The sequence below is a fragment of the Polaromonas sp. CF318 genome (genome assembly GCF_000282655.1).
Lineage (GTDB): Bacteria > Pseudomonadota > Gammaproteobacteria > Burkholderiales > Burkholderiaceae_C > Polaromonas.
The window spans coordinates 26,062-52,056 of sequence record NZ_AKIV01000100.1; the positions used below are offsets into that span (position 1 = coordinate 26,062).

Below are 25,995 nucleotides of genomic sequence, written 5' to 3' on the forward strand. Positions count from 1 at the left end.
TCAGCGCCGCACTTGCAGCGCGCCGGGATTCACGATGTTGGTGGGTGTGCCCTTGATGAAGTTGACGACGTTGTCGAAAGCCGCACCGAAGTACAGCTCGTAGCTGTCTTGCTCCACATAGCCGATGTGCGGGGTGCAGATGCAGTTTTCGAGGCGTAGCAGGGCGTGGCCCTGCAGGATGGGCTCGGACTCAAACACGTCGATGGCCGCCAGGCCGGGGCGGCCGCGGTTAAGCGAGGCAATCAGCGCTTCGGGCTCTATCAGTTCGGCGCGCGAGGTGTTGACCAGCAAGGAAGTGGTCTTCATGCGCGACAGGTCTTCCAGCGTGACGATGCCACGGGTTTCGTCGTGCAGGCGCAGATGCAGGCTCAGCACATCGCTTTGCTCAAAAAACTCGGCTTTGCTGCCGGCGACTTCGTAGCCGTCGGCCTGGGCCCGTTCGCGCGAGGCCTCGCGGCCCCAGATGATGACCCGCATGCCGAAAGCCCGGCCGTAGCCGGCGACGATTTGCCCGATCTTTCCGTAGCTCCACACGCCCAGGGTCTTGCCCTTGAGGACGGAGCCTATGCCGAAATTCGGCGGCATGGAGGCCGACTTGAGGCCGGCCTGCTGCCAGGCGCCGTGCTTGAGGTGGGCCACGTAATGCGGGATGCGGCGCATGGCCGCCATGACCAGGGCCCAGGTCAGTTCGGCCGGTGCGGTGGGCGAACCGGTGCCTTCGGCCACCGCGATGCCGCGCTCGGTGCAGGCCGCGACGTCGATGTGGCCTCCGACGCGGCCGGTCTGCACGATCAGCTTGAGTTTGGGCAGTTTTTCAATGACCTGCCGGCTGAGCTGCGTCCGCTCCCGGATGAGGACGATGACGTCGGCATCCTTGAGGCGGACGGACAGCTGGCCTATGCCTTTGACGGTGTTGGTGTAGACCTTGGCGGGGTAGGCCTCCAATTTGGCAGCGCAGTTCAGTTTTCGCACTGCGTCCTGGTAGTCGTCGAGGATCACAATATTCATGCCGATATTGTGCCTGCAAGATTTTTCTTGCTTGCCGGAAAGGCTACCCGAACGCGCTCATTTTGTATCGCCAGGAAACCTGTTGCGGTATTTCAGCCTTGCGGCGGCGCGCTACGCGGTCTCATGGGCCTTTGCTGCAGGGGGCGAAGGCGGGCCCCGGGCTTGTTTTACTGCAGCGCAGCCTCGCGCTGGGCCATGCGATCAAGCTCCGCGCAGACGTCGGCCATACGGCCCGAGATGACCATACGGCCGGCGCAGGCCGGGCCGACATTGGCGTCAAATTCGCGCACGATGCGCAGGCGGCTGGGCGTGGGACGTTTGGGCATGGCCTTGCCGGCTGGGTTGGTTTCGCGCAGGGCCGTGGCGGCGCCCGAAGAAAAAGGCAATGTCAGTTGGCCGCCTGCGCGCTGGGCACGCGCAGGCGCGCCATACCGGCCGGACCTGCTTTGCGCGGGCACAAACCAGGCTGCCAGCGCCTGCGCGGGGGCCAGCAGAATGGACAGAAGGGGTGAATGTGAAAAACTGACGATTCCCATGATGAACTCCTGTATGAGAGAGGTTTACACAGGCAGGATTTCGGACCGGCGACAGGCCGGCAGGGCCGCCGCACCAGGGTGTTGGCCACAACAGCCAAACGCCCGCCACCTGGTGCGTGGCCGGGTGGGGTGGCCTACATCAGCATGGTGTTGCGTATCAAACCGACGGCCAGGCCTTCGAGTTCAAACGGTTCACCGGGCTCGACCACAATGGTCTTGAAGTCGGGGTTCTCGGGCAAAAGCTCGATCAGGTTCTTGTTGCGGCGAAAGCGCTTGACGGTGACTTCATCGCCGAGGCGGGCCACGACGATCTGGCCGTTCTTGGCTTCTTTGGCCTGTTTGACGGCCAGCAGGTCGCCGTCCATGATGCCGACGTCGCGCATGCTCATGCCGCGAACCTTGAGCAGGTAATCGGGCTGGCGCTGGAACAGGCCGCTTTCAAAATAATAGGTTTGTTCGATATGTTCCTGCGCGAGAATCGGACTGCCAGCAGCAACCCGCCCTACCAGAGGTAGGGCGAGTTGGGCCAGGCTTTGCAACGGCAGGGAAAACTGTTTGGTGCGCGATTCGTTGATGGAGCGCAGGGTGTCGCCGCGCAGGCGTATGCCGCGGGAGGTGCCGCTGACGAGTTCAATGACGCCTTTGCGGGCCAGCGCCTGCAAGTGTTCTTCGGCGGCATTGGCGGACTTGAAACCCAGTTCGTTGGCGATTTCAGCGCGGGTGGGCGGTGCGCCGGTGCGCGCGATGGCGCTTTGGATCAATTCCAGGATTTGTTGCTGGCGCGCCGTGAGCTTGGGACCTTCGGAGGGAAAATGCGGGAAATCGGCGAGGATGCTCATGGCGGGACTCCTTGGTTCTTCAGTCAGGTCAAGAGGCTGGGGCTGTAACCCATTTACCTGTGTGGACCTGTTTTAATATCCAGTACCTGTATTTTCATCCAGTTTTTAAAAGATTGCAAGATCACTTTCCATGCATCCTCAAAATATTGTGATTCTGGGCACCGGCGGCACGATTGCCGGCCGGGCCGCCAGCGCGTCGGACAACATCGGCTACACCGCCGCCCAGGTGGGTGTTGAAGAACTGCTGGCCGCGATCCCGGGCCTGGCGCAAGCCGGTTCCGTGCTCACCGAGCAGGTGGCCCAGGTCGACAGCAAGGACATGACTTTCGCCGTATGGGCCAAGCTGGCCGCGCGCGTCAGCCATTACCTGGCGCAGCCCGATATCCAGGGCATCGTCATCACCCACGGCACCGATACGCTGGAGGAAACCGCTTTTTTCCTGCAGGCGCTGCTGGCGCCGGCCAAGCCCGTGGTGCTGACCTGCGCGATGCGCCCGGCCACGGCGCTGGTGCCTGACGGGCCGCAAAACCTGCTCGATGCCGTAGCCGTGGCGCGCCATGCGGGCGCGCAGGGCGTGGTCGCGGTATGCGCCGGTGTCATCCACGGCGCGGCGGATGTCCAGAAGGTGCACACCTATAAGCTCGATCCCTTCAGTTCGGGCGATGCCGGCCCCATAGGCTATGTAGAGGAGGGCCAGCTGAGGCTGCTGCGCTGCTGGCCGCAAGCCCAAGCTGGGCGCGCGCAGGCTGCCGCCAAAAGCATTGCCGGCCTGGCCGGCGCCGTGCCCCGCGTCGAAATCATCATGAACCATGCCGGCGCGGGTGGCGCCATCGTGCAAGCTTTGCAAGCACAGGGGGTGCAAGGTCTGGTAGTGGCCGGAACCGGCAACGGCAGCTTGCACCATGAGCTGCAGGCCGCCTTGCTCAAGGCCCAGGCCGATGGCGTCAAGGTGATTCGCGCCAGTCGCTGCGCCTCAGGGCGGGTGCTGCCGACCCCGGCTGACGCGATTCCGGATTCAGAAGGCCTGAGCCCGGTCAAGGCCCGCGTCAGCCTGATCCTGCAGTTGCTGGCCTGAATCTCTGCGGGACCGGTAGCGCCGGCCCCTAAGCTCCTTTCCCTTTGACCTGACCTCGCGGACACCCCATGCAAACCCCGTATGAACTCGGCAACCAGAACCAGACCACCACCTGGGAGGCCTGCATCCGTTTTTATGAAGCGCTGGCCCGGCGCTACCCGGCCGTCCTGCAGTTCTCGCAAATTGGCATCTCCGATGCCGGCGTGCCCATCCATGCGGGCATCGTCAGTGCCGACGGGGTCTTTGAGCGCGAGAAAATCCGGCAGGCCGGGCGCACCGTCTTCTTCAACAACAACGGCATACACCCCGGCGAGCCCGAAGGCATAGACGCCTGCATGGCACTGGTACGCGACCTGTGCCTGGAGCCTGAGCGCCTGGTCGCGCTGGGCAGTGCGGTCTACCTTTTCATCCCGGTTTACAACGTCGACGGCAGCTGCAACCGCGGCGATGCCAGCCGCGTCAACCAGGACGGGCCCGAGTCCTTCGGCTTTCGCGGCAACAGCCTGCACCTGGACCTGAACCGCGATTTCATCAAATGCGACAGCCTCAACGCGCAGCTGTTCAACCGTTTCTTCACGGCCTGGGACCCGGACGTGATGGTCGACACCCACACCTCCAACGGCGCGGACTACAGCTACACCATGACGCTGATCCATACCCAGGCCGACAAGCTGGGCGGCGGTCTGGGCGCCTTCCTGCGGGACAGCATGCTGCCGGTGATTTACCGCGGCATGGAGGAGCGCGGCTGGCCGACCTGCCCCTATGTGAACCCGGTGCAGGTGAGCCCCGACCAGGGGATTGCCGACTTTCTGGAGGTGCCGCGCTTTTCGACCGGCTATGCGGCGCTGAACCACACCATAGGCTTTATGCCCGAGACCCACATGCTCAAGCCGTTCAGGGACCGCTATGAGTCCATGCGCGCGCTGCTGGATGTGACCTTGGCGTTCACGGTGGCCAACGCGCCGCAAATCCAGGCGCTGCGGCGGCAGGCCCGGCAGGCGGCGGGCGGCAGGACCCATTGGCCGGTGCGCTGGAAACTCGATGAAACCCGCCGCTCACGCCTGCGCTTCAAAGGCTACGCCGCTGTGCACTCGCCCAGCCTGCTGGGCAATTACCAGCGCCTGGCTTACGACAGGGAGCAACCCTGGGAGCGCGAGATCGATTACTTCACCCACTTTGCCGAGGAAGCCGTGGTGCGCGCACCCCTGGCCTACGTGATCCCGCAGGCCTGGCGCGCGGTGGTTGAGCGCCTGGACTGGAACGGCGTGCGCATGGAGCGCCTCGCCGCCCACCGCACGGTGCAGGCCCAGGTCAGCCGCATCCAGACCGTGCAAAGCCGGCCAGGCGCCTATGAGGGCCATATGTTCCACGACGAGATCACGCTGGAAACCAGCCTGCAGGCCGTGGAATTGCAGGCCGGCGACTGGTGGGTGCCGCTGGACCAGGACAAGGCGCGTTATGCCGTCGAAACCCTGGAGCCGCAAGCGCACGACAGTTTTTTCCGCTGGGGATTTTTCAACAGCATCCTTGAGAAGAAGGAGCACTTCTCGGACTATGTTTTCGAAGACATGGCGCTGCAGTTGCTCAAGGACGAGCCCGAACTGCGCGCGCGCTTCGAGCAGTGGAAGGCGGCCAACCCGCAACTGCTGTCCGACCCCAAGCAGGTGCTCGGTTTTATCTTCGAGAACTGCGCGCGCTATGCCGAACCGCAATGGCGGCGCTACCCGGTGCTGTCGATTTTTGAAGCGCCATGAAAAAAGCCGTCGCAAGGACGGCTTTTTCGCGAATCCGCGGGGCGCTCAGGCGGACAGGGCCTCGAAAGCCCGCGCCGTGATCTGGTCGACCGTGCCCATGCCGCTGATGGCGCGGTATTTGGGCGCGGCGTCGGGTGCGACCTTGGACCAGCTCGAGTAGTAGTCCACCAGCGGGCGGGTCTGGGCGCTGTAGACCTCCAGGCGCTTGCGCACGGTTTCTTCCTTGTCGTCTTCGCGCTGGATCAGCGGCTCGCCGGTCACGTCGTCCTTGCCCTCGACCTTGGGCGGGTTGAACTTGACGTGGTAGGTGCGGCCCGAGGCCGGGTGCGAGCGGCGTCCGCTCATGCGCTCGATGATGGCCTCGAAGGGAACGTCGATCTCCAGCACGTAGTCGAGCCTTACGCCGGCCGACTTCATCGCGTCGGCTTGCGGGATGGTGCGCGGGAAACCGTCGAACAGAAAGCCCTTGGCGCAATCGGCCTGGGCGATGCGTTCCTTCACCAGGTTGATGATCAGGTCATCGCTGACCAGCGCGCCGGCATCCATGATTTTTTTGGCTTCGATGCCCAACGGCGTGCCGGCCTTGACGGCCGCGCGCAGCATGTCGCCGGTGGAAATCTGGGGGATGCCGTACTTCTGGCAGATGAAGGTCGCTTGCGTCCCTTTGCCCGCGCCAGGCGCGCCCAACAATATCAGTCTCATGGATGTCCTCGGATTTTATGAATTCGTGAAGTCAGCCCCGGTCCGGCGCGCCGGTTACCCGATGGGGTTGCTTGGGGCAGGTGTGAAGGGTTGCCAGCGCGTCCTGCAGGCCTTCCACTTGCGTTTTTCCCAAGGATAGCACGCACCCCTGACAGCAACTTACAGGACGGGGCTTTGCCGGCAAGGCGCGCGCTCAGGAAAACAGCTTGCGGGCGCGGTCCAGGTCTTCGGCCGTGTCCACGCCCGGGCCCGGCGCGTCGTCGGTGATGTGCACGGCGATGCGGTGGCCATGCCACAGGGCGCGCAGCTGCTCGAGCTGCTCTAGTTGCTCCAGCGGCGCCTGGGGAAGGCGGGGAAACTCGCGCAGAAAGCCCACGCGGTAGCCGTAGATGCCGACGTGGCGAAGCGGCTTGGGCAGCTTGCTGCCGGCTTCCCACCAGGCCTGGCCGGCGAAGTCGCGGCCCGCCGGAATCGGCGAGCGGCTGAAGTAAAGCGCGGTGTGGCGCGCATCGAGTACCACCTTGACCACATTCGGGTTCTGCAGGTCCGCCAGCTGGGCGATGGAATGCGCGGCGGTGCTCATGGCGCAGTCGGGCCGCTCATTGAGCAGGCGCGCCACGGCATTGATCAGCGCCGGGTCTATCAGCGGCTCGTCGCCCTGGACGTTGACCACGATGTCCTCATTGGCCAGGCCCAGCACGCCGCAGGCCTCGGCCAGCCGGTCGCTGCCGCTGGGGTGGTCGGCGCGGGTCAGCACGGCCGTGACGCCGAAGGCCGCGCATTTTTCAACGATTTCGTTGCTGTCGGTTGCCACCACGGTGCGCAGGGCCGCGCTTTGCATGGCGCGCTGCGCCACGCGCACGACCATGGGCGCACCGCCTATGTCGGCCAGGGGCTTGTTGGGCAGGCGGGTGGAGGCCAGCCGGGCCGGGATCAGGACGGTGAAGCTCACAGGCCCAGCTCTTCGTCTGTCAGGGTACGCGCTTCGTTCTCGAGCAGCACCGGCAGGCCGTCGCGCACGGGGTAAGCCAGCCGGGCGCTGCGGGAGACGAGCTCCTGTTTTTCCCGGTCGTAATCGAGCGGGCCTTTGGTCACGGGGCAGACCAGCAGTTCAAGCAATTTGGTGTCCATGCGTCGATGGTACTGGAGAAAGCAGGGGCGCCAGCAGCGCATCGAAGGCGGAGAAAAAAGCCGGCTCTGGCGAAAACACCAGCGGCACGGCCAGCAGGTCCAGCCCGGCGGCGCCGGGCAGGGCAAACAGCTTGACGGCATCTTTTTCGGTGCACAGCACCGTGCGTCCCTGCAGCCCGGCCAGGTCGGCTTCGCTGAACTGATGGTGGTCGGGCAAGGCGATGGTGGCCTCCAGCATCAGGCCTCGGTCCCTGAGCATGCCGAAAAACGCCTGCGGGTTGGCGATGCCCGCCAGGGCGGTTACCGGGCGGCCGCGCAAACCGTCCAGCGCAAGCTGCCCGCCGCCGGCAGACCAGGCCTCGCCGGCCAACTGCCGGCTGGATTGGAAGCCGTCAAAGGCGGGGCGCTGCCCGGTGTGCAGCACCAGGTCCAGGCCCTGTCGCTTGCGTGCGGGCCAGGGCTCACGCAACGGGCCCGCCGGCAGCAGCCAGCCGTTGCCCGTGCCGCGGTCGTCAAATGCGGCGATCTCAATGTCACGCTGCAGGGCGTAATGCTGCAGGCCGTCGTCGCAGATCACCACGCCGGTGTTGGGATGGGCGGCAAGCAAGGCCCGCAGGGCTTGCGTGCGCTGCCTGGCGACAAACACCGGCGCGCCGGTGAGCCGGTGGATCAGGGCCGGCTCGTCGCCGGTTTGCGAGGGCGGTGCGGCCGGCGTAACTTCCATGCAATCGGAAGCTGTGCGCCCATAGCCGCGCGACACCACGCCCACCGCCACCCGCTGCGCCTGCAAGTGCCTGACCAGGGCGATCACCAGGGGGGTTTTGCCGGCGCCGCCGGCAATCACATTGCCGACCACCACGACGGGGACCCTGAAGCGCTCGGAGCGCAGGACGCCGCGGCGGTACAGCGCACGGCGCAGGCGCACCAGCAGGCCGTAGCACTGCGCCAGCGGCCAGAGCAGGCATGCCAGCATTCCACGGCTGAGCCAGGCGTTTTGCAAAAGTTGTTTCACGGCCGTTTCGCGGGGAAGGGCGGCTGTTGGGGCCGGGAAAGCCGGGGCTTATTTCGCCCCGGCCATCGCGGCGCTCTGGGTGGCAAAGGTGATTTGCGTGAGGCCCTGGCGGCGCGCCGCCTCCATGACGGTGATGACCGCCTGGTGCGTGGCGCTGGCATCGGCGCTGATGATGATGACGCTTTCCTTGCCGGCCTTGGCTGCCTCGGTCAGTGCGGCGCCCAGCGCCTCTATGCCCCGGCCCTCGACCAGGGTTTTGTTGACCATGTAGCGTCCGTCGCTGCTCACCGCGACGATGACTTCCTTGGGGTAGTCGCGCTGCTGCTCGGCGTCGGCCACCGGCAGCTTGACCTGCAGCTCGGTGAACTTGCTGTAGGTGGTGGACAGCATCAGGAAGATCAGCACCACGAGCAGCACGTCGATGAAGGGGATCAGGTTGATCTCCGGTTCGTCATGGGGATGCGGGCGGAAGTTCATTTTCGGAGGGTGTTGAGGTGGCGCACGAAGCGTTCGGCGGCCAGTTCCATGGTCAGCAGGTAGCCGTCCACGCGCGCCCGGAAGTATCGCCAGAAGATCAGCGCCGGAATCGCCACCATCAGGCCGAAAGCCGTGTTGTAGAGGGCGATCGAAATACCTTGCGCCAGTTGCGCGGGGTTGCCACCCGCGCCGCTGACACCACCGCCGCCGCCCTGGGAGCCGAAGATCTCAATCATGCCGATCACCGTGCCCAGCAGGCCCAGCAGCGGCGCGGCGGAGGCAATGGTCGCCAGGGCCGCCAGGTAGCGCTCCAGCTTGTGCGCGGCCTGGCGCCCGGCGCCTTCCAGGATGGAGCGCAGGTCGTCCTCGCTGATGCGCGGGTTGGTGTTCAGCGCGCGAAAGCCGCTGGCCAGCACTTCGCCGAGCACCGAGTTCTGTTCGAGCTGCGCCACGACATCTGGCGAAGGAATGGAAGCGCGGGAGACGGTGATGGCTTCGTCAAGCAGTTTGGGCGGGGCGACTTTACGGATTTTGAGGCTGGTGAAACGCTCGATAACCAGGGCAAGAGCCAAGACGGAACAGGCAACCAAGGGCCAGATCGGCCAGCCTGCGGCTTGTATGATCGAAAACAATGCACATCTCCAAGCAGATAATTTGTGGTGGATTATGGCTTACAGATACTGCAGTGCCGCATGGCGCGCGGCACATCGCTCATGAATGTTTTCAAGATGCTGTTTTTGTCGGACGTAGCCCACAGAACTTGTGGATAACTTTGTGAGCAAGTAAGGGCGATGCGCCCTCCAAGCCGCGCCAAATCGCGAATATGACAGAACGATGAAAATTTGAGCAGAATTAAGTTATTCAAAATCAATGAGTTACACGAATTTATCGCGCCGTCCGCAGGAAACAGGGTCTTGCGCCCACGCGGGACGGCGCTCTGTGGAGTACTACCCCCAGCAAATCAAGGGGTTTAGCCATGTTTGAGCCAGCCGCGCGTTCCGAGAGGCCTTTCCCGGCGGGACGCGAGGCCGGTGTGCGTATCTGGCCCGTGGGCTCCTTGCTGCGCGCGATTGCGGACAGCCTGGAAGCGCGTTTCAACCCGGTCGCCGTGCAGGGCGAAATCAGCGGCTTTTCCCGCGCCGCCAGCGGGCACTGCTATTTTTCCCTCAAGGACGAGCAAGGCCAGATTCGCTGCGCCATGTTTCGCCGCGCGGCCGGTCTGCTCGACTTCGCCCCGCGCGACGGCCAACTGGTGGAACTGCGAGGCCGCCTGGGCGTGTACGAGCCGCGCGGCGAACTGCAGCTGGTGGTGGAATCCATGCGGCAGGCCGGGCAGGGCAATCTGTTTGAGCAATTCCTGCAGCTCAAGGCGAAACTGGAGGCCGAGGGGCTTTTTGACCCGGGCCGCAAGCGCCCCTTGCCCCTGCTGCCGCGCGCTATCGGCCTGGTCACCTCGCTGGGCGCTGCGGCCCTGCACGACGTGGCGACCGCGCTGCAGCGGCGCGTGCCGCACATCCCCGTGGTGATTTACCCGGCCAGCGTGCAGGGTGGGCAGGCCGCGGGCGAGTTGCGGGAGGCCTTGCACAAGGCCTACCAGAGGCGCGCCCAGGACCGGGTTGACGTGCTGCTGCTGGTGCGCGGCGGCGGCGCGATGGAAGACCTGTGGGCCTTCAACGACGAACAACTCGCGCGGGCCATTGTGGCATCGCCGGTTCCGGTCATCAGCGGCGTGGGCCATGAAACCGATTTCACGATTGCCGATTTCTGCGCCGACGTGCGCGCGCCGACGCCCACCGCCGCGGCCGAGCTGTGCGCGCAGCCGCAAAGCATCTGGCTCAGCGCGCTGGATCTGGCCGCTTCGCGCCTGCAAAACGGCGTGGACCGGCAGCTGCAGTCGCACAACCAGCGCCTGGACTGGGCCGCATCCCGGGTCAGCCGTCCTTCCCATCTGGTGACGCGCCAGCATGCGCGGCTGGCTGGCTTGGGGCAAGGCCTGAGCCACGCCATGCGCTCGGCCCTGCAGCGTGAGCGGCTGAGGCTGCAATCCCTGGCGGGCGATTTCCCGCGCGAGGTGCAAGGAAACCTGCTGCGCGGCCGCCAGCGCCTGGAGCGCGCGCAGCTGCGGCTGGAACTGCTGGACCCCAAACTGGTCCTCATGCGAGGCTACGCCTGGCTGGCCGACCTGCAGGGACAACCGATCACCAGCCCCGAGAACACGCATGAAGGCCAGCCCGTGCGCGCTACCCTTGCCGGCGGCGAGGTCGATTTGACCGTCACGGCGCGCCGGCTGATTTAGTTTTTACAATGGCCCGGACAGTGTTCGCAACCGCGTTCACAATCGTTCAACAACAGTTTATTCATCACCACGAGGAAAATCATGGAACACAAGCTCCCACCACTCCCTTACCCGATCGACGCATTGGCGCCGCATTACAGCCAGGAAGCCTTTGAGTACCACCATGGCAAGCACCACAACGCCTATGTGGTGAACCTCAACAACCTGCAAAAAGGCACCGAGTTCGAGTCCATGACGCTCGAAGAGATCGTCAAGAAGTCCAGCGGCGGCGTCTACAACAACGCGGCCCAGATCTGGAACCACACCTTTTTCTGGAGCTGCATGAAGCCCGCCGGCGGCGGCGAGCCCGGCGGCGCGCTGGCCGCGGCCATCAATGCCAAATTCGGCTCCTATGCAGCTTTCAAGGAAGCCTTCGTCAAATCTGCCGTGGGCAATTTCGGCTCCGGCTGGACCTGGCTGGTCAAGAAAGCCGACGGCACCGTGGACATCGTTAACACCGGCCCGGCCGGCACCCCGCTGACCACCGCCGACAAGGCTTTGCTGACGGTGGACGTCTGGGAGCACGCCTACTACATCGACTACCGCAACCTTCGCCCCAAATTCGTGGAAACCTTCCTGTCCAACCTGGTCAACTGGAGCTTCGCGGAAGCCAACTTCGCCTGATTGACGCTTGCGGCGCATCCAGCGCCCCCGCAAAAAAGCCGACTTCAAGTCGGCTTTTTTTGTTCCGGGCAGGCAGAAAAATCAGCGCCTGGCCTCAAAGAAGGGACCGCCCAGCTTGCTGCCGGCCTTGATGCCTTTTTTCGCGAACCAGCCCTTGTTCATTTCCAGCACATAGCGCACCGGCTGGGCCGAGCAGTGGGCATCCGTGGTCTGCGGCTTCATGTCGGCCAGGTTCACGATGGTGCCGTCATCCGCCACAAAGGCCGCCGTCAGGGGCAGCAGGGTGTTTTTCATCCAGAAACATTGCTGGCTGGCCTGCTCGAACACGAAGATCATGCCTTCCTGCTGCGGCATCTCCTTGCGGAACATCAGGCCGGTTTGCCGCTGCTCAGGCGTGAGGGCCACCTGTGCATCAATCAGGTGCATGCCGGCCGACAGCTTGACGCGCTGCAGGTTCATCTGTGGGCCGTCCTGGGACCAGGCGCATAGCGGGGAGAGCAGGGCGGCCAGGGAAAAAGTGCCGGCCAGGGCCCGAAATGCCTTGCCCAGAGAGAAGGCGCCAGGGGTTGAAAACATAGAGTCACCACGCATGAAGTTGACCTGCCAGCATAAACGACGCGCATAAAAAATGCCCGCACGCGGCGGGCATTCTGACCGAAGTCACCAGGAATTTACTTCTTGGCTTCAGTTTTCTTGGCGGCAGCGGCTTCAGCCTTTGCCTTCTTGGCTGCAGCAGCTTCAGCTTTCTTGGCGGCCTTGGCTTCAGCTTTTGCTTTCTTTTCAGCAGCGGCTTTTTCCTTCTTGGCGGCAGCAGCGGCAGCTTTTTCTTCCTTGGTGGGCTTTGCTGGCTTGGCAGCAGGGGTGGCTGGCGTAGCGGGGGTAGCTGCGGGGGCTGCTGCAGCAGCAGGAGCGGAAGCAGGCTTGGCAGCGGGAGCTTGTGCGTAGGCACCAACGGCGAAGAGGCCAGCGATCAGAGCAGCGAGGATTTTGTTCATTTGGAATTTCCTTAAAACGTTATTGGAAAAAATACCCCGAACTTCTCGGAGGCCCTTCCGTAACGGAGCCCCTTCACCGGCCGTTGACACAAGCCCCCAAATTCTTTTCCCCCGTGGATTTACGGCTAGAATTTAGGGGTTTTTACCTAACCTGCTACACGGCGTACCTATCATCGCCACAGCGCCCACCGGAGACTTTCCTACATGTACCAGCACATCAAAGTGCCTTCCCAAGGCAAAAAAATCACTGTCAACGCCGACAACTCCCTGAATGTGCCTGACGAACCCGTCATCCCGTTCATCGAAGGCGACGGCACCGGCGCCGATATCACGCCGGTCATGTTGAAAGTGGTCGATGCTGCTGTTGCCAAGGCTTACGGCGGCAAGAAGAAGATCCACTGGATGGAAGTCTATGCCGGCGAAAAGTCCACCAAGGTCTACGGTCCCGACGTGTGGCTGCCTGAGGAAACCCTGCATGCCGTGCGCGACTACGTCGTGTCGATCAAGGGCCCGCTGACGACGCCCGTGGGCGGCGGCATCCGCAGCCTGAACGTAGCGCTGCGCCAGGAACTTGACCTCTACGTCTGCCTGCGCCCCATCCAGTACTTCGCGGGCGTTCCTTCGCCCGTCAAAGAGCCGCAGAAGACCAACATGGTCATCTTCCGTGAAAACTCGGAAGACATCTACGCCGGCATCGAGTTCGAATCCGGCAGCGACAAGGCCAAAAAACTCATCAAGTTCCTGCAGGACGAGATGGGCGTCAAGAAGATCCGCTTCCCGAACACCTCCGGCATCGGCATCAAGCCGGTTTCCAGCGAAGGCACCGAGCGCCTGGTGCGCAAGGCCATCCAGTACGCCATCGACAACGACAAGCCCAGCGTGACCATCGTGCACAAGGGCAACATCATGAAATTCACCGAAGGCGGCTTCCGTGACTGGGCCTACGCCCTGGCGAAGAAGGAATTCGGCGCAGTGGAAATCGACGGCGGCCCATGGATGAAGTTCAAGAACCCGAAAACCGGCAAGGAAATCACGGTCAAGGACAGCATCGCCGACGCCTTCCTGCAGCAGATCCTGCTGCGCCCCGCTGAATACAGCGTGATCGCCACCCTGAACCTGAACGGCGACTACGTCTCCGACGCGCTGGCGGCCCAGGTCGGCGGCATCGGCATCGCTCCCGGCGCCAACCTGAGCGATACCGTCGCGATGTTCGAAGCCACCCACGGCACGGCGCCCAAGTACGCCGGCAAGGACTACGTCAACCCCGGCTCCGAGATCCTCTCGGCCGAGATGATGTTGCGCCACATGGGCTGGACCAAGGCTGCCGACCTGATCATCAGCTCGATGGAAAAATCCATCGAGTCCAAGAAGGTCACCTATGACTTCGCGCGCCTCATGGAAGGCGCGACCCAGGTCAGCTGCTCCGGTTTCGGCCAGGTCATGATCGACCACATGTAAAGCGGGCCCAGCCCTCTATTCTGAAGCCGCCCGGGAGCAATCCCGAGGCGGTTTTTTCATGTCCGCGAAATAAGAACCTGCTTACGATTTATTGGGGGTCACGTTGGGGCGCCAAATCGCCCGATTGCACCCCAACCCGAAGGGCAGGAGCCTTTTCGGGCGGTCTGCGGCGTTGCGGCGCTTGCCAATAGCTCGCTATTGGCGGCGCACCGCGCCTTGCATCCCATCCCGAAAAGACTCCTGCGTGACCCCCAATAAATCGTAAGCAGGTTCTAAGCAAAAAATCACGCTTGAATGTCGCGTTCCCGCCACCAATTTCCCTATCAGGCGCACTGGGCTATATCGGTGGCTAGAATGAATTCCATGGCAACCAAGTCTCCCAAATCTCCCAGTTCCCCGGCGCAGCCTCCGGTACCCGCCGTCAGGCCGGACAACGGCGCCGGAGGGGATTCGGTCGTGCTGGAGCGCCGGCCGCAAAAAACCAAGCCGCCGCAGATGTACCAGGTGGTCCTGCTCAACGACGACTACACCCCCATGGAGTTCGTGGTGGTGGTGATCCAGGAGTTTTTCAACAAGGACCGGGAAACCGCCACCCAGATCATGCTGAAGATCCACCTGGACGGTAAAGGCGTCTGCGGGGTCTTCTCCAAGGATGTGGCCGCCACCAAGGTCGACCAGGTCACCGAGGCCGCCCGCAAGAACGGCCATCCGCTGCAGTGTGTCAGCGAGCCCATTGAATAATCGCGAATCCGGCCAATATTTGAACTATCTGTCAGTTAAGTTAACCCAAGCAAGCCGAAAGGAAGATCAATGATTGCCCAGGAATTAGAAGTCAGCTTGCATATGGCGTTTGTCGAGGCGCGTCAGCAGCGCCACGAGTTCATCACCGTCGAGCACCTCCTGCTTGCCTTGCTGGACAACCCCAGTGCCGCGGAAGTGCTGCGCGCATGCTCCGCCAACGTGGATGATCTGCGCAAGTCGCTTGCCAACTTCATCAAGGACAACACGCCGCAGGTCGCCGGCACCGACGACGTCGACACGCAGCCCACGCTGGGCTTCCAGCGCGTGATCCAGCGCGCCATCATGCACGTGCAGTCCACCGGCAACGGCAAGAAGGAGGTCACCGGCGCCAACGTGCTGGTCGCCATCTTCGGCGAAAAAGACTCGCACGCCGTGTATTACCTCCACCAGCAGGGCGTCACCCGCCTGGACGTGGTGAACTTCATCGCCCACGGCATCAAGAAGAGCGACCCGCCCGAGCCCGCCAAGGCCGGCGAGAGCGCTGCCGAGAACGAAGAGGGCGGCGAGAAGAACGAAAAAGCCTCTCCGCTCGAGCAGTTCACCGTCAACCTGAACCAGCTCGCCAAGGACGGCAAGATCGACCCGCTGATCGGCCGCCAGTACGAGGTCGAGCGCGTCATCCAGATCCTCTGCCGCCGCCGCAAGAACAACCCGCTGCTGGTCGGCGAGGCCGGCGTGGGCAAGACCGCCATCGCCGAGGGCCTGGCCTGGCGCATCACGCAGAAAGACGTGCCCGAGATCCTGGCCGAAGCCAATGTCTACTCGCTGGACATGGGCGCCTTGCTCGCGGGCACCAAGTACCGCGGCGACTTCGAGCAGCGCCTGAAAGGCGTGCTCAAGGCGCTGAAGGACAAGCCCAACGGCATCCTCTTCATCGACGAAATCCACACCCTGATCGGTGCCGGCGCGGCCTCGGGCGGCACGCTGGACGCGTCCAACCTGCTCAAGCCCGCGCTCAGCTCGGGCCAGCTCAAGTGCATAGGCGCGACCACCTTCACCGAATACCGCGGCATCTTCGAGAAAGACGCGGCCCTGTCGCGGCGCTTCCAGAAGGTCGACGTGGTCGAGCCGACCGTGCAGGAAACCGTCGACATCCTCAAGGGCCTGAAGTCGCGCTTTGAAGAGCACCACAGCGTCAAGTACGCCGTGGCCGCCCTGCAGGCCGCGGCCGAACTCAGCGCCAAGTACATCAACGACCGCCATTTGCCCGACAAGGCGATTGACGTCATCGATGAAGCCGGCGCCGCCCAGCGCATCCTGCCCGCGTCCAAGCGCAAAAAGATCATCAGCAAGGCCGAGGTCGAAGAGATCGTGGCCAAGATCGCCCGCATCCCGCCCGCCAACGTGTCCAACGACGACCGCGGCAAGCTCAAGACGCTGGAACGCGACCTCAAGAGTGTGGTCTTCGGCCAGGACAAGGCCCTCGACGTGCTCGCGTCCGCCGTCAAGATGGCGCGCTCGGGCCTGGGCAAGGACGACAAGCCGATCGGCTCCTTCCTGTTCTCCGGCCCCACGGGCGTCGGCAAGACGGAAGCCGCCAAGCAGCTGGCCTACATCATGGGCATCGAGCTGATCCGCTTCGACATGTCCGAGTACATGGAGCGCCATGCCGTGAGCCGCCTGATAGGCGCGCCCCCGGGCTATGTCGGTTTCGACCAGGGCGGCCTGCTGACCGAGGCCATCACCAAGAAGCCGCATGCCGTGCTGCTGCTCGACGAAATCGAGAAGGCGCACCCGGACATCTTCAACGTGCTGCTGCAGGTCATGGACCACGGCACGCTGACGGACAACAACGGGCGCAAGGCCGATTTCCGCAATGTCATCATCGTCATGACCACCAATGCCGGTGCCGAGACGATGAACAAGGCGACCATCGGTTTTACCAACCCGCGCGAGTCCGGCGACGAAATGGCCGACATCAAGCGCCTGTTCACGCCCGAGTTCCGCAACCGCCTGGACGCCACTGTCAGCTTCAAGGCGCTTGATGAAGCCGTCATCCTGCGCGTGGTCGACAAGTTCCTGCTGCAGCTCGAGACCCAGCTGGCCGAGAAGAAGGTCGAAGTCACCTTCACCGACACGCTGCGCAAGTACCTCGGCAAGAAGGGCTTCGATCCGTTGATGGGCGCGCGCCCCATGCAGCGCCTGATCCAGGACACGATTCGCCGCGCCCTGGCCGACGAACTGCTGTTCGGCCGACTGATAGACGGCGGGCGCCTCACGGTCGACATGAAGGTGACGGCCGACGAAAAAGGCGTGGAAACCGGCGAAGTCGAGCTCGACATCCAGCCCTTGCCCAAGAAAGAGGGCAAGGCCAAGCCCGAAGCCGAGGCGGCGGAGACCAACTGAGGCAAGCCGGGGCGCTGAATTCCCGGCACTCACCCAAAAGGCCGGTAGCATCACGCTATCGGCCTTTTTTCATGTCCGCCAGCGCCGCCAACCCTTTCAGTCCACGCCTTGACGCTCCCCGAACTCAGCTCCGAATGGAAAACCGGCCTTTCCCTGGCCTGGAGCCTTTACATCGCGGTGCTGTCCATCTGGATCGTGATGCAAAAGCGTGCTCCGGTGTCCACCATGAGCTGGATACTGTCGCTGGCCCTGCTGCCTTTCGCGGGCTTTGTCATTTATTACTTCCTCGGGCCCCAGCGCCTGAAAAAACAGCGCCTCAAGCGCTTGCGCAGCCGCGCCGGCGAGCGCGCGGGTGCCGACCTGGCCCTGCTGCGCGAGGCCGCCGAGAAGGCGCCCGCGGCCCTGCGGCAAATGGCGGCGCTGGGCACCGCCGCCTGCGGCCTGCCGGTATCCAGCGCGACCTCGGTCAAGCTGCTGTCGGGCGGCGTGCGCACCTTTGACAGCATCTTCAAGGCCGTGCGCGGCGCGCGCGACCACGTCCACCTCGAGTACTACATCTTCGAGCCCGACCAGATAGGCACCTTGCTGCGCGACCTGCTGGTGGAAAAAGCCGGGCAGGGCGTCACCGTACGCCTGCTGGTGGACGCGCTGGGCTCCAAGCGCCTGGGCGGCAAATTCCTGGCGCCGCTGCTGGCCGCCGGCGGCCAGGTCGCGTTTTTCCACGACACCCGCATAGGCCGGCGGCTGCGCCCGGTGACCAACTACCGCACCCACCGCAAGATCGTGGTCTGCGACGGCAGCATAGGCTTTACTGGCGGCGTCAACATCACCGACGAGGAAGACCGGCGTGCCCGCCGCGACGCCTACCACGACGTGCACCTGCGCATAGAAGGCAGTGCTGTGCGCTGGCTGCAGACCACCTTTCTTGAGGACTGGGCCTATACCACCGGCAAGTCCCCCAACGACGGGCAGCGCGCCGTGCCGCAACTGCTGCCGCAGCTGCAGCCCGACGCCGAGGCCGGCGAGATCCCGGTGCAGATCGTCACCAGCGGGCCCGACACCACACTGGAGCCCATACACCGCATGCAGGTCGCGGCCATCAACGCCTCCACCCAGCGCGCCTGGCTGACCACGCCGTACTTTGTGCCCGGCGAGCCGGCCTTGATGGCGCTGACCAGCGCCGCGCTGCGCGGCGTCGACGTGCGCCTGCTGCTGCCGCGCCGCAGCGACAGCTTTATCGTCAGCGCTGCCGCGCGCTCCTACTACGACGAGCTGATTGCCGCCGGCGTCCAGGTCTGGGAATACAAGGCCCGCATGCTGCATTCCAAGACGCTGGTGGTCGACGACAACTGCGCCATGGCCGGCACCGCCAACTTCGACAATCGCAGCTTTCGCCTGAACTTCGAGGTCATGGCGGTGGTCTATGGCCCGGCGCTGGCCGGGCCCCTGGCCGCCCAGTTTGAAACCGACCTGCGCAGCGCCGCCGCCGTGCGTGCTCACCGGTCGCAGCGTTTTCTGATGCGGCTGGCCGACGCCACGGCGCGGCTGTTCTCCCCCCTGCTTTAAATCCTTACCGAGACGCTCCATGGCCTCCCACACCTTTCTCTGGCACGACTACGAGACCTTCGGCATCAACCCCCGGCGCGACCGGCCCGCGCAGTTCGCCGGCATACGCACCGACGCCGACCTCAATGAAATCGGCGAACCGCTGATGCTGTACTGCAAGCCCGCCAGCGACTACCTGCCCGACCCGGAGTCCTGCCTGCTCACCGGCATCACGCCCCAGCTGTGCCTGGAGCGCGGCGTGGCCGAGCATGAATTCGCCGCCGGCATCGAGGCCGTGCTGGCCCAGCCCGGCACCATAGGCGTGGGCTACAACACCATACGCTTTGACGACGAAGTCACGCGCCACCTGTTCTGGCGCAACCTGATAGACCCCTACGCGCGCGAGTGGCAGAACGACTGCGGCCGCTGGGATTTGCTGGACGTGGTGCGCATGTGCTACGCCTTGCGGCCCGAAGGCATCGTCTGGCCGCGCAAACCCGATGAACGTTTTCCCGATGACCCCAGCGTAACCCGCCCCAGCTTCAAGCTCGAGGACCTGGCACGCGCCAACGGCCTGATGCACGATGCGGCGCACGACGCGCTGTCCGACGTGCGCGCCACCATCGCGCTGGCGCGGCTGATACGCCAGGCCCAGCCCAAGCTCTTCGACTTTGCCCTGAGCCTGCACAAAAAGGACAGGGTTGCCACGGAACTCGGCCTGCCCACCAGCCCGCAGACGGCCCAGCCCTTTTTGCACATCTCCGGCATGTTCCCGCCCGAGCGCGGCTGCCTGGCCGTCATGTGGCCGCTGGCCACGCACCCCACCAACAAAAACGAACTGCTGGCCTGGGACCTGTCGCAAGACCCCGCCGAGCTGCCGCTGCTGGACGTCGCCACGCTGCGCCAGCGCCTGTTCAGCCGCTCCGCCGACCTGCCCGAGGGCGTGCAGCGCCTGCCCATCAAGTCGGTGCACCTCAACAAATCGCCCATGGTGGTGCGCAAGCTCGCCACCCTGACGCCCGAAATGGCGGCCCAGTGGGGCGTGGACATCCCCGCGGCCCTGCGCAATGCCGAAAAAGCCGCGGCCTTGCCCGACATGAGCGCCATCTGGCCCGAGGTCTTCCAGCGCCCCAAGGAGGCCGCGCCCGACGTCGATGAAGACCTCTACGGCGGCTTTGTCGGCAACGCCGACCGGCGCCGCCTGAACCAGCTGCGTGCGCTGTCGCCCGCCGAACTCGCCCACAGCCGCACCGGCTTTGACGACGACAGGCTCGAGGAAATACTGTTCCGCTACCGCGCCCGCAATTTCCCCGAAACCTTGTCGCCCGAAGACACCGAACGCTGGGAGGCGCACCGCGTGGCCTGGCTGCTCGAAGGCGAGGGCGGGGCGCGCAATGTGGATGCGCTGTTTGCACGCATCGACGTGCTTTCGGAAACCACCGACGAGCGCGGCGAGGCCATCCTGGGCGCGCTGTATGACTATGCCGAGGCGATAGCGCCAGATCTCTGAACGCAGTCCTCAGGCTGCGGCGCGTTCGGCCGGGTGCTCGGCATAAGCCTTGCCGAAGCGGTTGGCCAAAAAGTCCCCCAGCGCGATCTCCTCCTGCCGCACAAACCCCCGCGCCGGCAGCCGGCCTGCGGCCAGCAAGTCCAGCACCGCACAGATGCCGGAAGCCGTGGTCACCTGGATCGCGCTGCGCAGCACACCGTCCACCACCTGGCTGTAGATCTTGTGCGCATAGGTCTCCTGCATCAGCCGGCCCTCGCGCTGGCCGCTCACGGTGACAAAAACGATGACCACGTCCTGCAGCGTCACGGGCAGGGCGTTTTCCAGCAGGTCCTTGAGCACATGGCGGCGCTCGCGCAGGCGCAGGTCGTTGAGCAGCACCTTCATGATGGCCGCGTGGCCCGGGTAGCGTATGGTTTTGTAGTTGAGGTGGGTGACCTTGCCCTGCAGGGTTTCGCACAGCGTGCCCAGCCCGCCCGAGGTGTTGAAGGCCTCGTAGGTTACGCCGTCCAGCGAGAACTCCTCATGCTCGGCCAGCGGCGGCACCTGGCGCAGCACGCCTTCGACAATCGCCTCGCAGGGCTCGCAGTACTCGTTGATGACGCCGTCGGTGCTCCAGGTCAGGTTGTAGTTGAGCGCGTTCGACGGGAACTGCGGCAGCGCACCCACCCGCATGCGCACGCTGTGCAGGCTGTCAAAGCGCCGGCACAGCTCAGCCGCGACGATGGAGACAAAACCCGGCGCCAGGCCGCACTGCGGGATCAATGCCGTGCGCGCGCCCGCGGCGGCCAGCTCCTTCACACGCCGCGTGCTGGCCACGTCTTCTGTGAGGTCCAGGTAGTGCACGCCTTCGGCAACGGCGGCTTCGGCGATCTGCGTGGTCAGGTGGAAGGGCGCCGCGCTGAGCACCGCATATTGCCCGGCCAGCGCGGTGCGCAGGGCCGCCGGGTTGCCGATGTCCAGCGCCAGCCGCTGCACGCGCGGGCCGGTCTTGATGCCGGCCAGCGCGGCCGGCGAGGCATCGGCCACCGTTACCGAATAGTCCCGGGTGGCGCCCAGCAGCGCGGCAATCGCCGAGCCGATTTTTCCGGCGCCTGCGACCATGATTTTTTTCATAAGGTTCTCCTGGGGAATGTGCCCCGGTGCGAGGCATGGCCCATTGTGGAAGCCGGGGCAGGCAGTTACCAGTATCAATTTAGACAAAATAACGCCATACTTTAGATAAATGGTCTATCTAAATACACAATTTGACTATTTTGGAGTGACACCATGCAACTCGACGCCATAGACCAGGCCCTGCTTGCCGAGCTGCGCGACAACGCGCGCTGCCCCATGGCCTTGCTTGCGCGCAAGGTCGGGCTGTCGCGCACGGCGGTACAGGCCCGCATCACGCGGCTGGAGCGCGACAAGGTCATCACCGGCTACGGCGCGCGCACCGGTGAGGCCTATGAACAGTCGCAGGTATCGGCCCACGTGATGCTCACCGTCGGCCTCAAGCTCACGGGCACGGTGGAGGCGGCGCTGCGCAAGATTCCCGAGGTGCGTTCACTGCTGTCCATCAGCGGCACCTACGACATGATTGCCATCGTGCAGGCCGGCTCCATCGAAAGGCTGGACGCGCTGATAGACGGCATAGGCCTGCTCGACGGGGTGGAGCGCACGCATACCTCGGTGGTGCTGTCCACGCGTATTCAGCGCTGAGGCCTTCTTAGTCCCTCTCCCAGAGGGAGAGGGGGTAAAACGCAAAGAGGCCTAGCACCATCGCAACAAGCTGCTGCGGCCAAGTCTCATGAATATCTGCCTGTAATGATGATGGTCATGGGGTTGCGCCGTTGGGAACGCCTGATGGAGTTCCGGCAATATGCCAAGGGCTAGGCAGGTCCGGCCCGCCAGGGCGCATGCTTGTCCATCACCCCGGCATACAGCGCGCCGGCCTCAAACTCCGCCAGCCAGGCCTGCAGCTTAGGCCACGGTTGCGCGGCAAACCAGGCGGCATCGGTATGCGCGAACTGGCGCACAAAGGGCAGCAGCGCCATGTCGGCGAGGCTCGCGCGTGTGCCATACAGCCAGCCGGCGTCCAACATGCCGTCGAGCCGGGCCATCCACACCGCACCTTGCGCGCGGTTCAACAACGCAAAAGCCTGCGCATCACCGGCCGATTCATCGGGATAACGATGGGGGTATTTGTAGCGGTCCAGGTGGCGCTTGAACTCGCCGTCGTTGTGGCCGATCAGCGCGAGCATGTCGTCCAGGGAGCCCCGGGGCGGCTGCAGCCAGCTTTGCGGATCCTTGCGCCGCAGCGCCCACAACATCACGTCCAGGCTCTGGTCTATCACCGTGCCATCAGTCAGCACCAGCACGGGCACCGTGCCCTTGGGCGAGGCGGCCAGCAGTTCGGCCGGCTTGTCGCGCAGCACGACTTCGCGCAATTCGTAAGGCTCGCCGCTCACGGCCAGCGCCAGGCGCGCACGCATCGCATAGGGGCAGCGGCGAAAGGAATACAGGACGGGCAGCGCGCCGGTCATGGGCAGAAAACCGTCAGGCGCCGGGCTGGCGCACGCCTATGTGCGCGGCCTGGCGTTTGTCGGCCAGCTCGACCTGTCGCTGGCGTTCGCGGTAGCCGGCTTTTTGTTCGTCGGTCGTCTTGCCGTGGCAGTGCGGGCAGCTCACCCCGAGTTCATACAGCGGCGACTGGCGATCCTGCTCGCTGAGCGGGTCGCGGCAGGAGCGGCACAGCGTGAAGCCGCCGGGCTTGAGCCCGTGGCCCACCGAGACGCGCTCGTCGAACACAAAACACTCGCCTTGCCAGGTGCTTTGCGCCTCGGGCACGGTCTCCAGGTATTTGAGGATGCCGCCTTCGAGGTGGTAGACCTCCTCAAAGCCCTTGGATCGCAGCAGCGCGGTGGATTTTTCGCAGCGTATGCCGCCCGTGCAGAACATCGCCACCTTGGGTTTTTTGCCGTCACGCGCGGCCAGCTTGCCGCCCTCGGCCATTTCGCGCTCCACCCAGCCGGGCAGCTCCGAAAAGCTGCCGGTGTGCGGGTTGATCGCGCCCTCGAAGCTGCCTATGGAGACCTCATAGTCGTTGCGCGTGTCGACCAGCACCACGCCGGGCTCATGGATCAGCTTGTTCCAGTCCTGCGGCTTGACGTATTCGCCGGCCATCAGCGCCGGGTGGACTTCGGGCACGCCCATGGTGACGATCTCGCGCTTGAGCCGCACTTTCATGCGGTAAAAGGGCATCTGCCCGGCCCAGGCCTCCTTGTGCTCCAGCTTCGCCAGGCGCGGGTCGGCGCGCAGATAGGCCAGCACCGCATGAACGCCCTCAGGCAATCCCGCAATCGTGCCGTTAATCCCTTCAGCGGCGAGCAACAGCGTGCCCTTGACGCCATGCACCTCGCAATGCGCGAGCAGCGGCGCCTGCAGCGCGGCGAAATCGGGCAGCTCGACGAATTGGTAGAGGGCGGCGGTCAGAAACTGGGGCATGGGGCAAAACGGGTGAAACAGGTCGAAGAGGGCCTCAAAAAGGCATTTTTGGGCGCGCGGGCCAGGCCCCCAATGGTAACGGCCAGGGTTTTTGCACCCGAAAACCCTGATTTTGTGACGAAAGGCACTCGATTCAAGCCGGACGGCAGCGCTTAAAGCCCTTGGTGGGTAGACATTTTGCTGCGATGCAGCAAAATAACCGTGTACTTATAAATTGCACGCCGGCCCGGCACACCGCGCCGTCTTCCATGACCCCTCAACTCCACCGCCCTTCATGTCCAAAAGCCTGAGCAGCCTCTGGCTGAAAAGCATGCGCCGCGTCAGCAAGGTCCAGCAGGCGGAGGGCTTGCGCCTGTTCGAAAGCTTCTTGCCCAAAGGCTCGGTGTTTGGCTTGCCGCGCTCCCGGCTCAAGGAGGTCAAGCCCGCCGCGGACCTGTCCGCCGCCAAAAAGGCGCGCCGGTCCGCGGCGGCCAAGGCGCGCGCGGCCGCCGGCCTGCCCGGCACCTGGCGCAAGGCCTGGTTCACTTTACCGGGGGACGGCCTCTACACCGATGCGCGGCGCATGATGTACTGGCTTTACCTCCCCGCCACCGCGGCCGGGGTGTCCGATACGCCCGCTACGCCGCGCCCGCTGGTGGTCATGCTGCACGGTTGCCGGCAAACGGCGGCCGACTTCGCGGCGGGCAGCCGCATGAACGAGCTGGCCGAACGCAAGGGCTTCGCAGTGCTTTATCCGCAACAATCGGCCGCGGCCGATGCCCATCGTTGCTGGCATTGGTACAGGCGGGCCACGCAGCGGGGGGAGGGCGATGTCGAGGTGATCGCCGCGATGATCGCTCAGGTGCAGAACAAGCACGGCCTGGACGCCTCGCGCACCTATGTCGCGGGCCTGTCGGCCGGCGCCGCGCTGGCCGCCATCGTGGCCTTGCGCCATCCGCAGCTGATCGCGGCCGTGGGCATGCACTCGGCGCCGGTGTTCGGCACCACGCATTCGCCCTTCAGCGCCTACCGCGCCATGCAGCACGGCTCGGGCTCATCCTACGGCGCGGCCGCGCGCTCCTTTGCCAGCCAGCAGCCGCAGTTCCCGGGCATGCCGGCCCTGCTGATCCACGGCGACCACGACAGCGTGGTGCGGCGGGTCAACGCCGACCAGCTGGCCGAGCAGTTTGAAATCATCAACGGCCCGGCCATCACCGAGGGCGCGTCGCGCGAGGGGCCCGTCGTGCGCCGCCATCCCGAGCGCCGCGGCGGCCGGCGGCCGCGCCATGCCTACCAGACCGCCACCTGGTATGCGGGCCGCAAGCCGCAGCTCGTCAAATGTGATGTGGACATGCTGGGCCACGCCTGGAGCGGCGGCAACGCGAGTTTCGAATTCAACGAGCCCCAGGGGCCCGATGCCTCGCTGCTGATGTGGACTTTTTTCAGCCACCACCGCCGCGAGCCGGTGCCTAAGGACGAGACAACAGGCTTGCCATAAAGCCGTCGACAGCCTCGGTGTAGGCGCCGGGCAGGCCCAGCGTGGCGTTGACCTGCTCGTGCGTGAGGTCCTGCGGCAGCACGCTCGCGCGCACGCCTTTGGCTGCGGCCTTGGCGGCAAAATCGCGCGCCTGGGGGCAGGGGCCGTCGCCCCGTTGCGTCGAGCACACCAGCAGCATGGGCGTGGCGTCCGGCGCCAGCACGCTGCTGGGCGATACGCTGCGCCAGTAAGCCGGGTCGGCGCCGAACACCTTGTCGTAAAAGCGCATGTGGTGCGCCCGCATGATGCGCTCCAGGTCCAGCGCCGCGCTGTCGAGCGCGACGGTGCCCAGCCAGGGGTGGGCGCCGGCCTCGCGCGCCAGCGCCGGCGAGGCCGCCAGCAGGGCCACCAGGTGCGCGCCGGCCGAATGGCCCATGAGGATGAACTTCGCCGGGTCGCCGCCCCAGGAGGCCGCCAGGCCCTGCGCCTTGGCCAGCGCCGTGGCCACGTCGCGCGCCTGCAGCAGGGGGTCGGCCTGCGGCATCAGGCGGTAGCCGACCGAGACAAAGACATAGCCCTTCTGCTTGACCCAGTAGGCCACCTTGTTCTCCACCACCTTGGGCATGGCCTTGTTGCCCACCATCCAGGCGCCGCCGTGCACCATCACGATGACGGGCGCCTTCGCCGTGTTGCCCGCCATGCCCGACGTGGGGGCCGGCAGGTAGACGTCCATGCGCTGTCGCTCGTCCTGGCCGTAGGGCAGGTCGGCGATACGGCGCACGCCCTCGGGTATCGCCGGCGCGGCCAGGCTCAAGGTGGCGGACAAAAGCAGCGTCGCGACAAGGCCGGCATGCCCAGCCCGGGTGGCAAGAAGCGTCATCAAGAATCTCCAGTCAATCAGCGTCCGG

The 25,995-nt window shown here is 64.7% G+C and carries 26 protein-coding genes; 11 read left to right on the forward strand and 15 right to left on the reverse strand.

Annotated features, from left to right (window positions below):
• The 3 genes from PMI15_RS18200 to lexA form a co-directional block, all read right to left on the reverse strand.
• Positions 1-1,008: a D-2-hydroxyacid dehydrogenase family protein gene (locus tag PMI15_RS18200; RefSeq protein WP_007872458.1), complete on the reverse strand. Its 1,008-nt coding sequence runs from the start codon at positions 1,006-1,008 to the stop codon at positions 1-3.
• Between the two features lie 167 nt (positions 1,009-1,175).
• On the reverse strand, positions 1,176-1,544 hold the full coding sequence (locus PMI15_RS18205; protein WP_007872460.1) for a hypothetical protein: 369 nt from the start codon (positions 1,542-1,544) through the stop codon (positions 1,176-1,178).
• A gap of 134 nt (positions 1,545-1,678) precedes the next feature.
• On the reverse strand, positions 1,679-2,383 hold the full coding sequence (gene lexA / locus PMI15_RS18210) for a transcriptional repressor LexA (protein ID WP_007872461.1): 705 nt from the start codon (positions 2,381-2,383) through the stop codon (positions 1,679-1,681).
• Positions 2,384-2,513: 130 nt separating this feature from the next.
• Here lexA and PMI15_RS18215 point away from each other — a divergent pair, with 130 nt between their 5' ends.
• A complete protein-coding gene (locus PMI15_RS18215) occupies positions 2,514-3,458 on the forward strand; it encodes an asparaginase (protein ID WP_007872464.1) in 945 nt (314 codons plus the stop codon).
• A 68-nt stretch (positions 3,459-3,526) separates the two neighbouring features.
• Complete coding sequence (locus tag PMI15_RS18220) at positions 3,527-5,212, forward strand: M14 family zinc carboxypeptidase (protein WP_007872467.1); 1,686 nt, start codon at positions 3,527-3,529, stop codon at positions 5,210-5,212.
• A gap of 45 nt (positions 5,213-5,257) precedes the next feature.
• Here the strand turns inward: PMI15_RS18220 and adk are convergent, their stop codons facing one another.
• The 6 genes from adk to PMI15_RS18250 all read right to left on the reverse strand — a co-directional run bounded on the left by adk (position 5,258) and on the right by PMI15_RS18250 (position 9,166).
• Positions 5,258-5,914: an adenylate kinase gene (gene adk, locus PMI15_RS18225; protein WP_007872470.1), complete on the reverse strand. Its 657-nt coding sequence runs from the start codon at positions 5,912-5,914 to the stop codon at positions 5,258-5,260.
• Positions 5,915-6,107: 193 nt separating this feature from the next.
• The gene (gene kdsB / locus PMI15_RS18230; protein ID WP_007872477.1) at positions 6,108-6,866 is read right to left on the reverse strand and encodes a 3-deoxy-manno-octulosonate cytidylyltransferase; all 759 of its coding nucleotides are present in this window, start codon (positions 6,864-6,866) and stop codon (positions 6,108-6,110) included.
• The gene (locus tag PMI15_RS18235) at positions 6,863-7,045 is read right to left on the reverse strand and encodes a Trm112 family protein (RefSeq protein ID WP_007872480.1); all 183 of its coding nucleotides are present in this window, start codon (positions 7,043-7,045) and stop codon (positions 6,863-6,865) included. Before PMI15_RS18235 ends, kdsB begins: the two co-directional genes overlap by 4 nt.
• On the reverse strand, positions 7,026-8,018 hold the full coding sequence (gene lpxK, locus PMI15_RS18240) for a tetraacyldisaccharide 4'-kinase (protein WP_007872482.1): 993 nt from the start codon (positions 8,016-8,018) through the stop codon (positions 7,026-7,028). Before lpxK ends, PMI15_RS18235 begins: the two co-directional genes overlap by 20 nt.
• 87 nt (positions 8,019-8,105) lie before the next feature.
• Entirely contained in the window at positions 8,106-8,534 is a 429-nt protein-coding gene (locus tag PMI15_RS18245) for a biopolymer transporter ExbD (RefSeq protein ID WP_007872485.1), read from the reverse strand.
• Entirely contained in the window at positions 8,531-9,166 is a 636-nt protein-coding gene (locus tag PMI15_RS18250) for a MotA/TolQ/ExbB proton channel family protein (protein ID WP_007872488.1), read from the reverse strand. The genes PMI15_RS18245 and PMI15_RS18250 overlap by 4 nt, the downstream gene beginning before the upstream one ends.
• Before the next feature lie 344 nt (positions 9,167-9,510).
• Between PMI15_RS18250 and xseA the strand changes: the two genes are divergently transcribed.
• Entirely contained in the window at positions 9,511-10,830 is a 1,320-nt protein-coding gene (gene xseA / locus PMI15_RS18255; protein ID WP_007872490.1) for an exodeoxyribonuclease VII large subunit, read from the forward strand.
• Between the two features lie 81 nt (positions 10,831-10,911).
• Positions 10,912-11,493, forward strand: coding sequence for a Fe-Mn family superoxide dismutase (locus tag PMI15_RS18260; protein WP_007872493.1), 582 nt, complete (start codon positions 10,912-10,914; stop codon positions 11,491-11,493).
• A gap of 81 nt (positions 11,494-11,574) precedes the next feature.
• Here PMI15_RS18260 and PMI15_RS18265 read toward each other — a convergent pair whose 3' ends face one another.
• On the reverse strand, positions 11,575-12,069 hold the full coding sequence (locus PMI15_RS18265) for a DUF192 domain-containing protein (protein ID WP_036839855.1): 495 nt from the start codon (positions 12,067-12,069) through the stop codon (positions 11,575-11,577).
• A gap of 95 nt (positions 12,070-12,164) precedes the next feature.
• Entirely contained in the window at positions 12,165-12,488 is a 324-nt protein-coding gene (locus tag PMI15_RS24455) for a cell envelope biogenesis protein TolA (RefSeq protein WP_081499636.1), read from the reverse strand.
• Between the two features lie 204 nt (positions 12,489-12,692).
• On the opposite strand from PMI15_RS24455, the gene icd reads away from it, so the two are divergent.
• The 5 genes from icd to sbcB all read left to right on the forward strand — a co-directional run bounded on the left by icd (position 12,693) and on the right by sbcB (position 20,148).
• A complete protein-coding gene (icd, locus tag PMI15_RS18270; RefSeq protein WP_007872496.1) occupies positions 12,693-13,946 on the forward strand; it encodes an NADP-dependent isocitrate dehydrogenase in 1,254 nt (417 codons plus the stop codon).
• 363 nt (positions 13,947-14,309) lie between these two features.
• Positions 14,310-14,687: an ATP-dependent Clp protease adapter ClpS gene (gene clpS, locus PMI15_RS18275; RefSeq protein ID WP_074574175.1), complete on the forward strand. Its 378-nt coding sequence runs from the start codon at positions 14,310-14,312 to the stop codon at positions 14,685-14,687.
• A gap of 69 nt (positions 14,688-14,756) precedes the next feature.
• Positions 14,757-17,093, forward strand: a complete 2,337-nt coding sequence (gene clpA / locus PMI15_RS18280) for an ATP-dependent Clp protease ATP-binding subunit ClpA (RefSeq protein WP_007872500.1) — start codon at positions 14,757-14,759, stop codon at positions 17,091-17,093.
• Positions 17,094-17,201: 108 nt separating this feature from the next.
• Positions 17,202-18,659, forward strand: coding sequence for a cardiolipin synthase (gene cls / locus PMI15_RS18285; RefSeq protein ID WP_007872502.1), 1,458 nt, complete (start codon positions 17,202-17,204; stop codon positions 18,657-18,659).
• 19 nt (positions 18,660-18,678) lie between these two features.
• A complete protein-coding gene (sbcB, locus tag PMI15_RS18290) occupies positions 18,679-20,148 on the forward strand; it encodes an exodeoxyribonuclease I (protein WP_007872503.1) in 1,470 nt (489 codons plus the stop codon).
• A gap of 9 nt (positions 20,149-20,157) precedes the next feature.
• Here the strand turns inward: sbcB and PMI15_RS18295 are convergent, their stop codons facing one another.
• Positions 20,158-21,261 (reverse strand): saccharopine dehydrogenase family protein, encoded by a 1,104-nt coding sequence (locus PMI15_RS18295; protein ID WP_007872505.1) that lies wholly within the window; start codon positions 21,259-21,261, stop codon positions 20,158-20,160.
• Positions 21,262-21,414: 153 nt separating this feature from the next.
• On the opposite strand from PMI15_RS18295, the gene PMI15_RS18300 reads away from it, so the two are divergent.
• A complete protein-coding gene (locus PMI15_RS18300) occupies positions 21,415-21,846 on the forward strand; it encodes an Lrp/AsnC family transcriptional regulator (protein ID WP_007872508.1) in 432 nt (143 codons plus the stop codon).
• 170 nt (positions 21,847-22,016) lie between these two features.
• Here the strand turns inward: PMI15_RS18300 and PMI15_RS18305 are convergent, their stop codons facing one another.
• A complete protein-coding gene (locus PMI15_RS18305) occupies positions 22,017-22,670 on the reverse strand; it encodes a glutathione S-transferase (protein ID WP_007872511.1) in 654 nt (217 codons plus the stop codon).
• Positions 22,671-22,683: 13 nt separating this feature from the next.
• Entirely contained in the window at positions 22,684-23,631 is a 948-nt protein-coding gene (locus tag PMI15_RS18310; protein WP_007872513.1) for a rhodanese-related sulfurtransferase, read from the reverse strand.
• 274 nt (positions 23,632-23,905) lie between these two features.
• Between PMI15_RS18310 and PMI15_RS18315 the strand changes: the two genes are divergently transcribed.
• Entirely contained in the window at positions 23,906-25,108 is a 1,203-nt protein-coding gene (locus PMI15_RS18315; RefSeq protein WP_007872516.1) for a PHB depolymerase family esterase, read from the forward strand.
• Here the strand turns inward: PMI15_RS18315 and PMI15_RS18320 are convergent.
• A complete protein-coding gene (locus PMI15_RS18320; protein WP_007872518.1) occupies positions 25,080-25,967 on the reverse strand; it encodes an alpha/beta hydrolase in 888 nt (295 codons plus the stop codon). The two genes, PMI15_RS18315 and PMI15_RS18320, sit on opposite strands and share 29 nt — an antisense overlap.
• Positions 25,968-25,995: the final 28 nt, after the last annotated feature.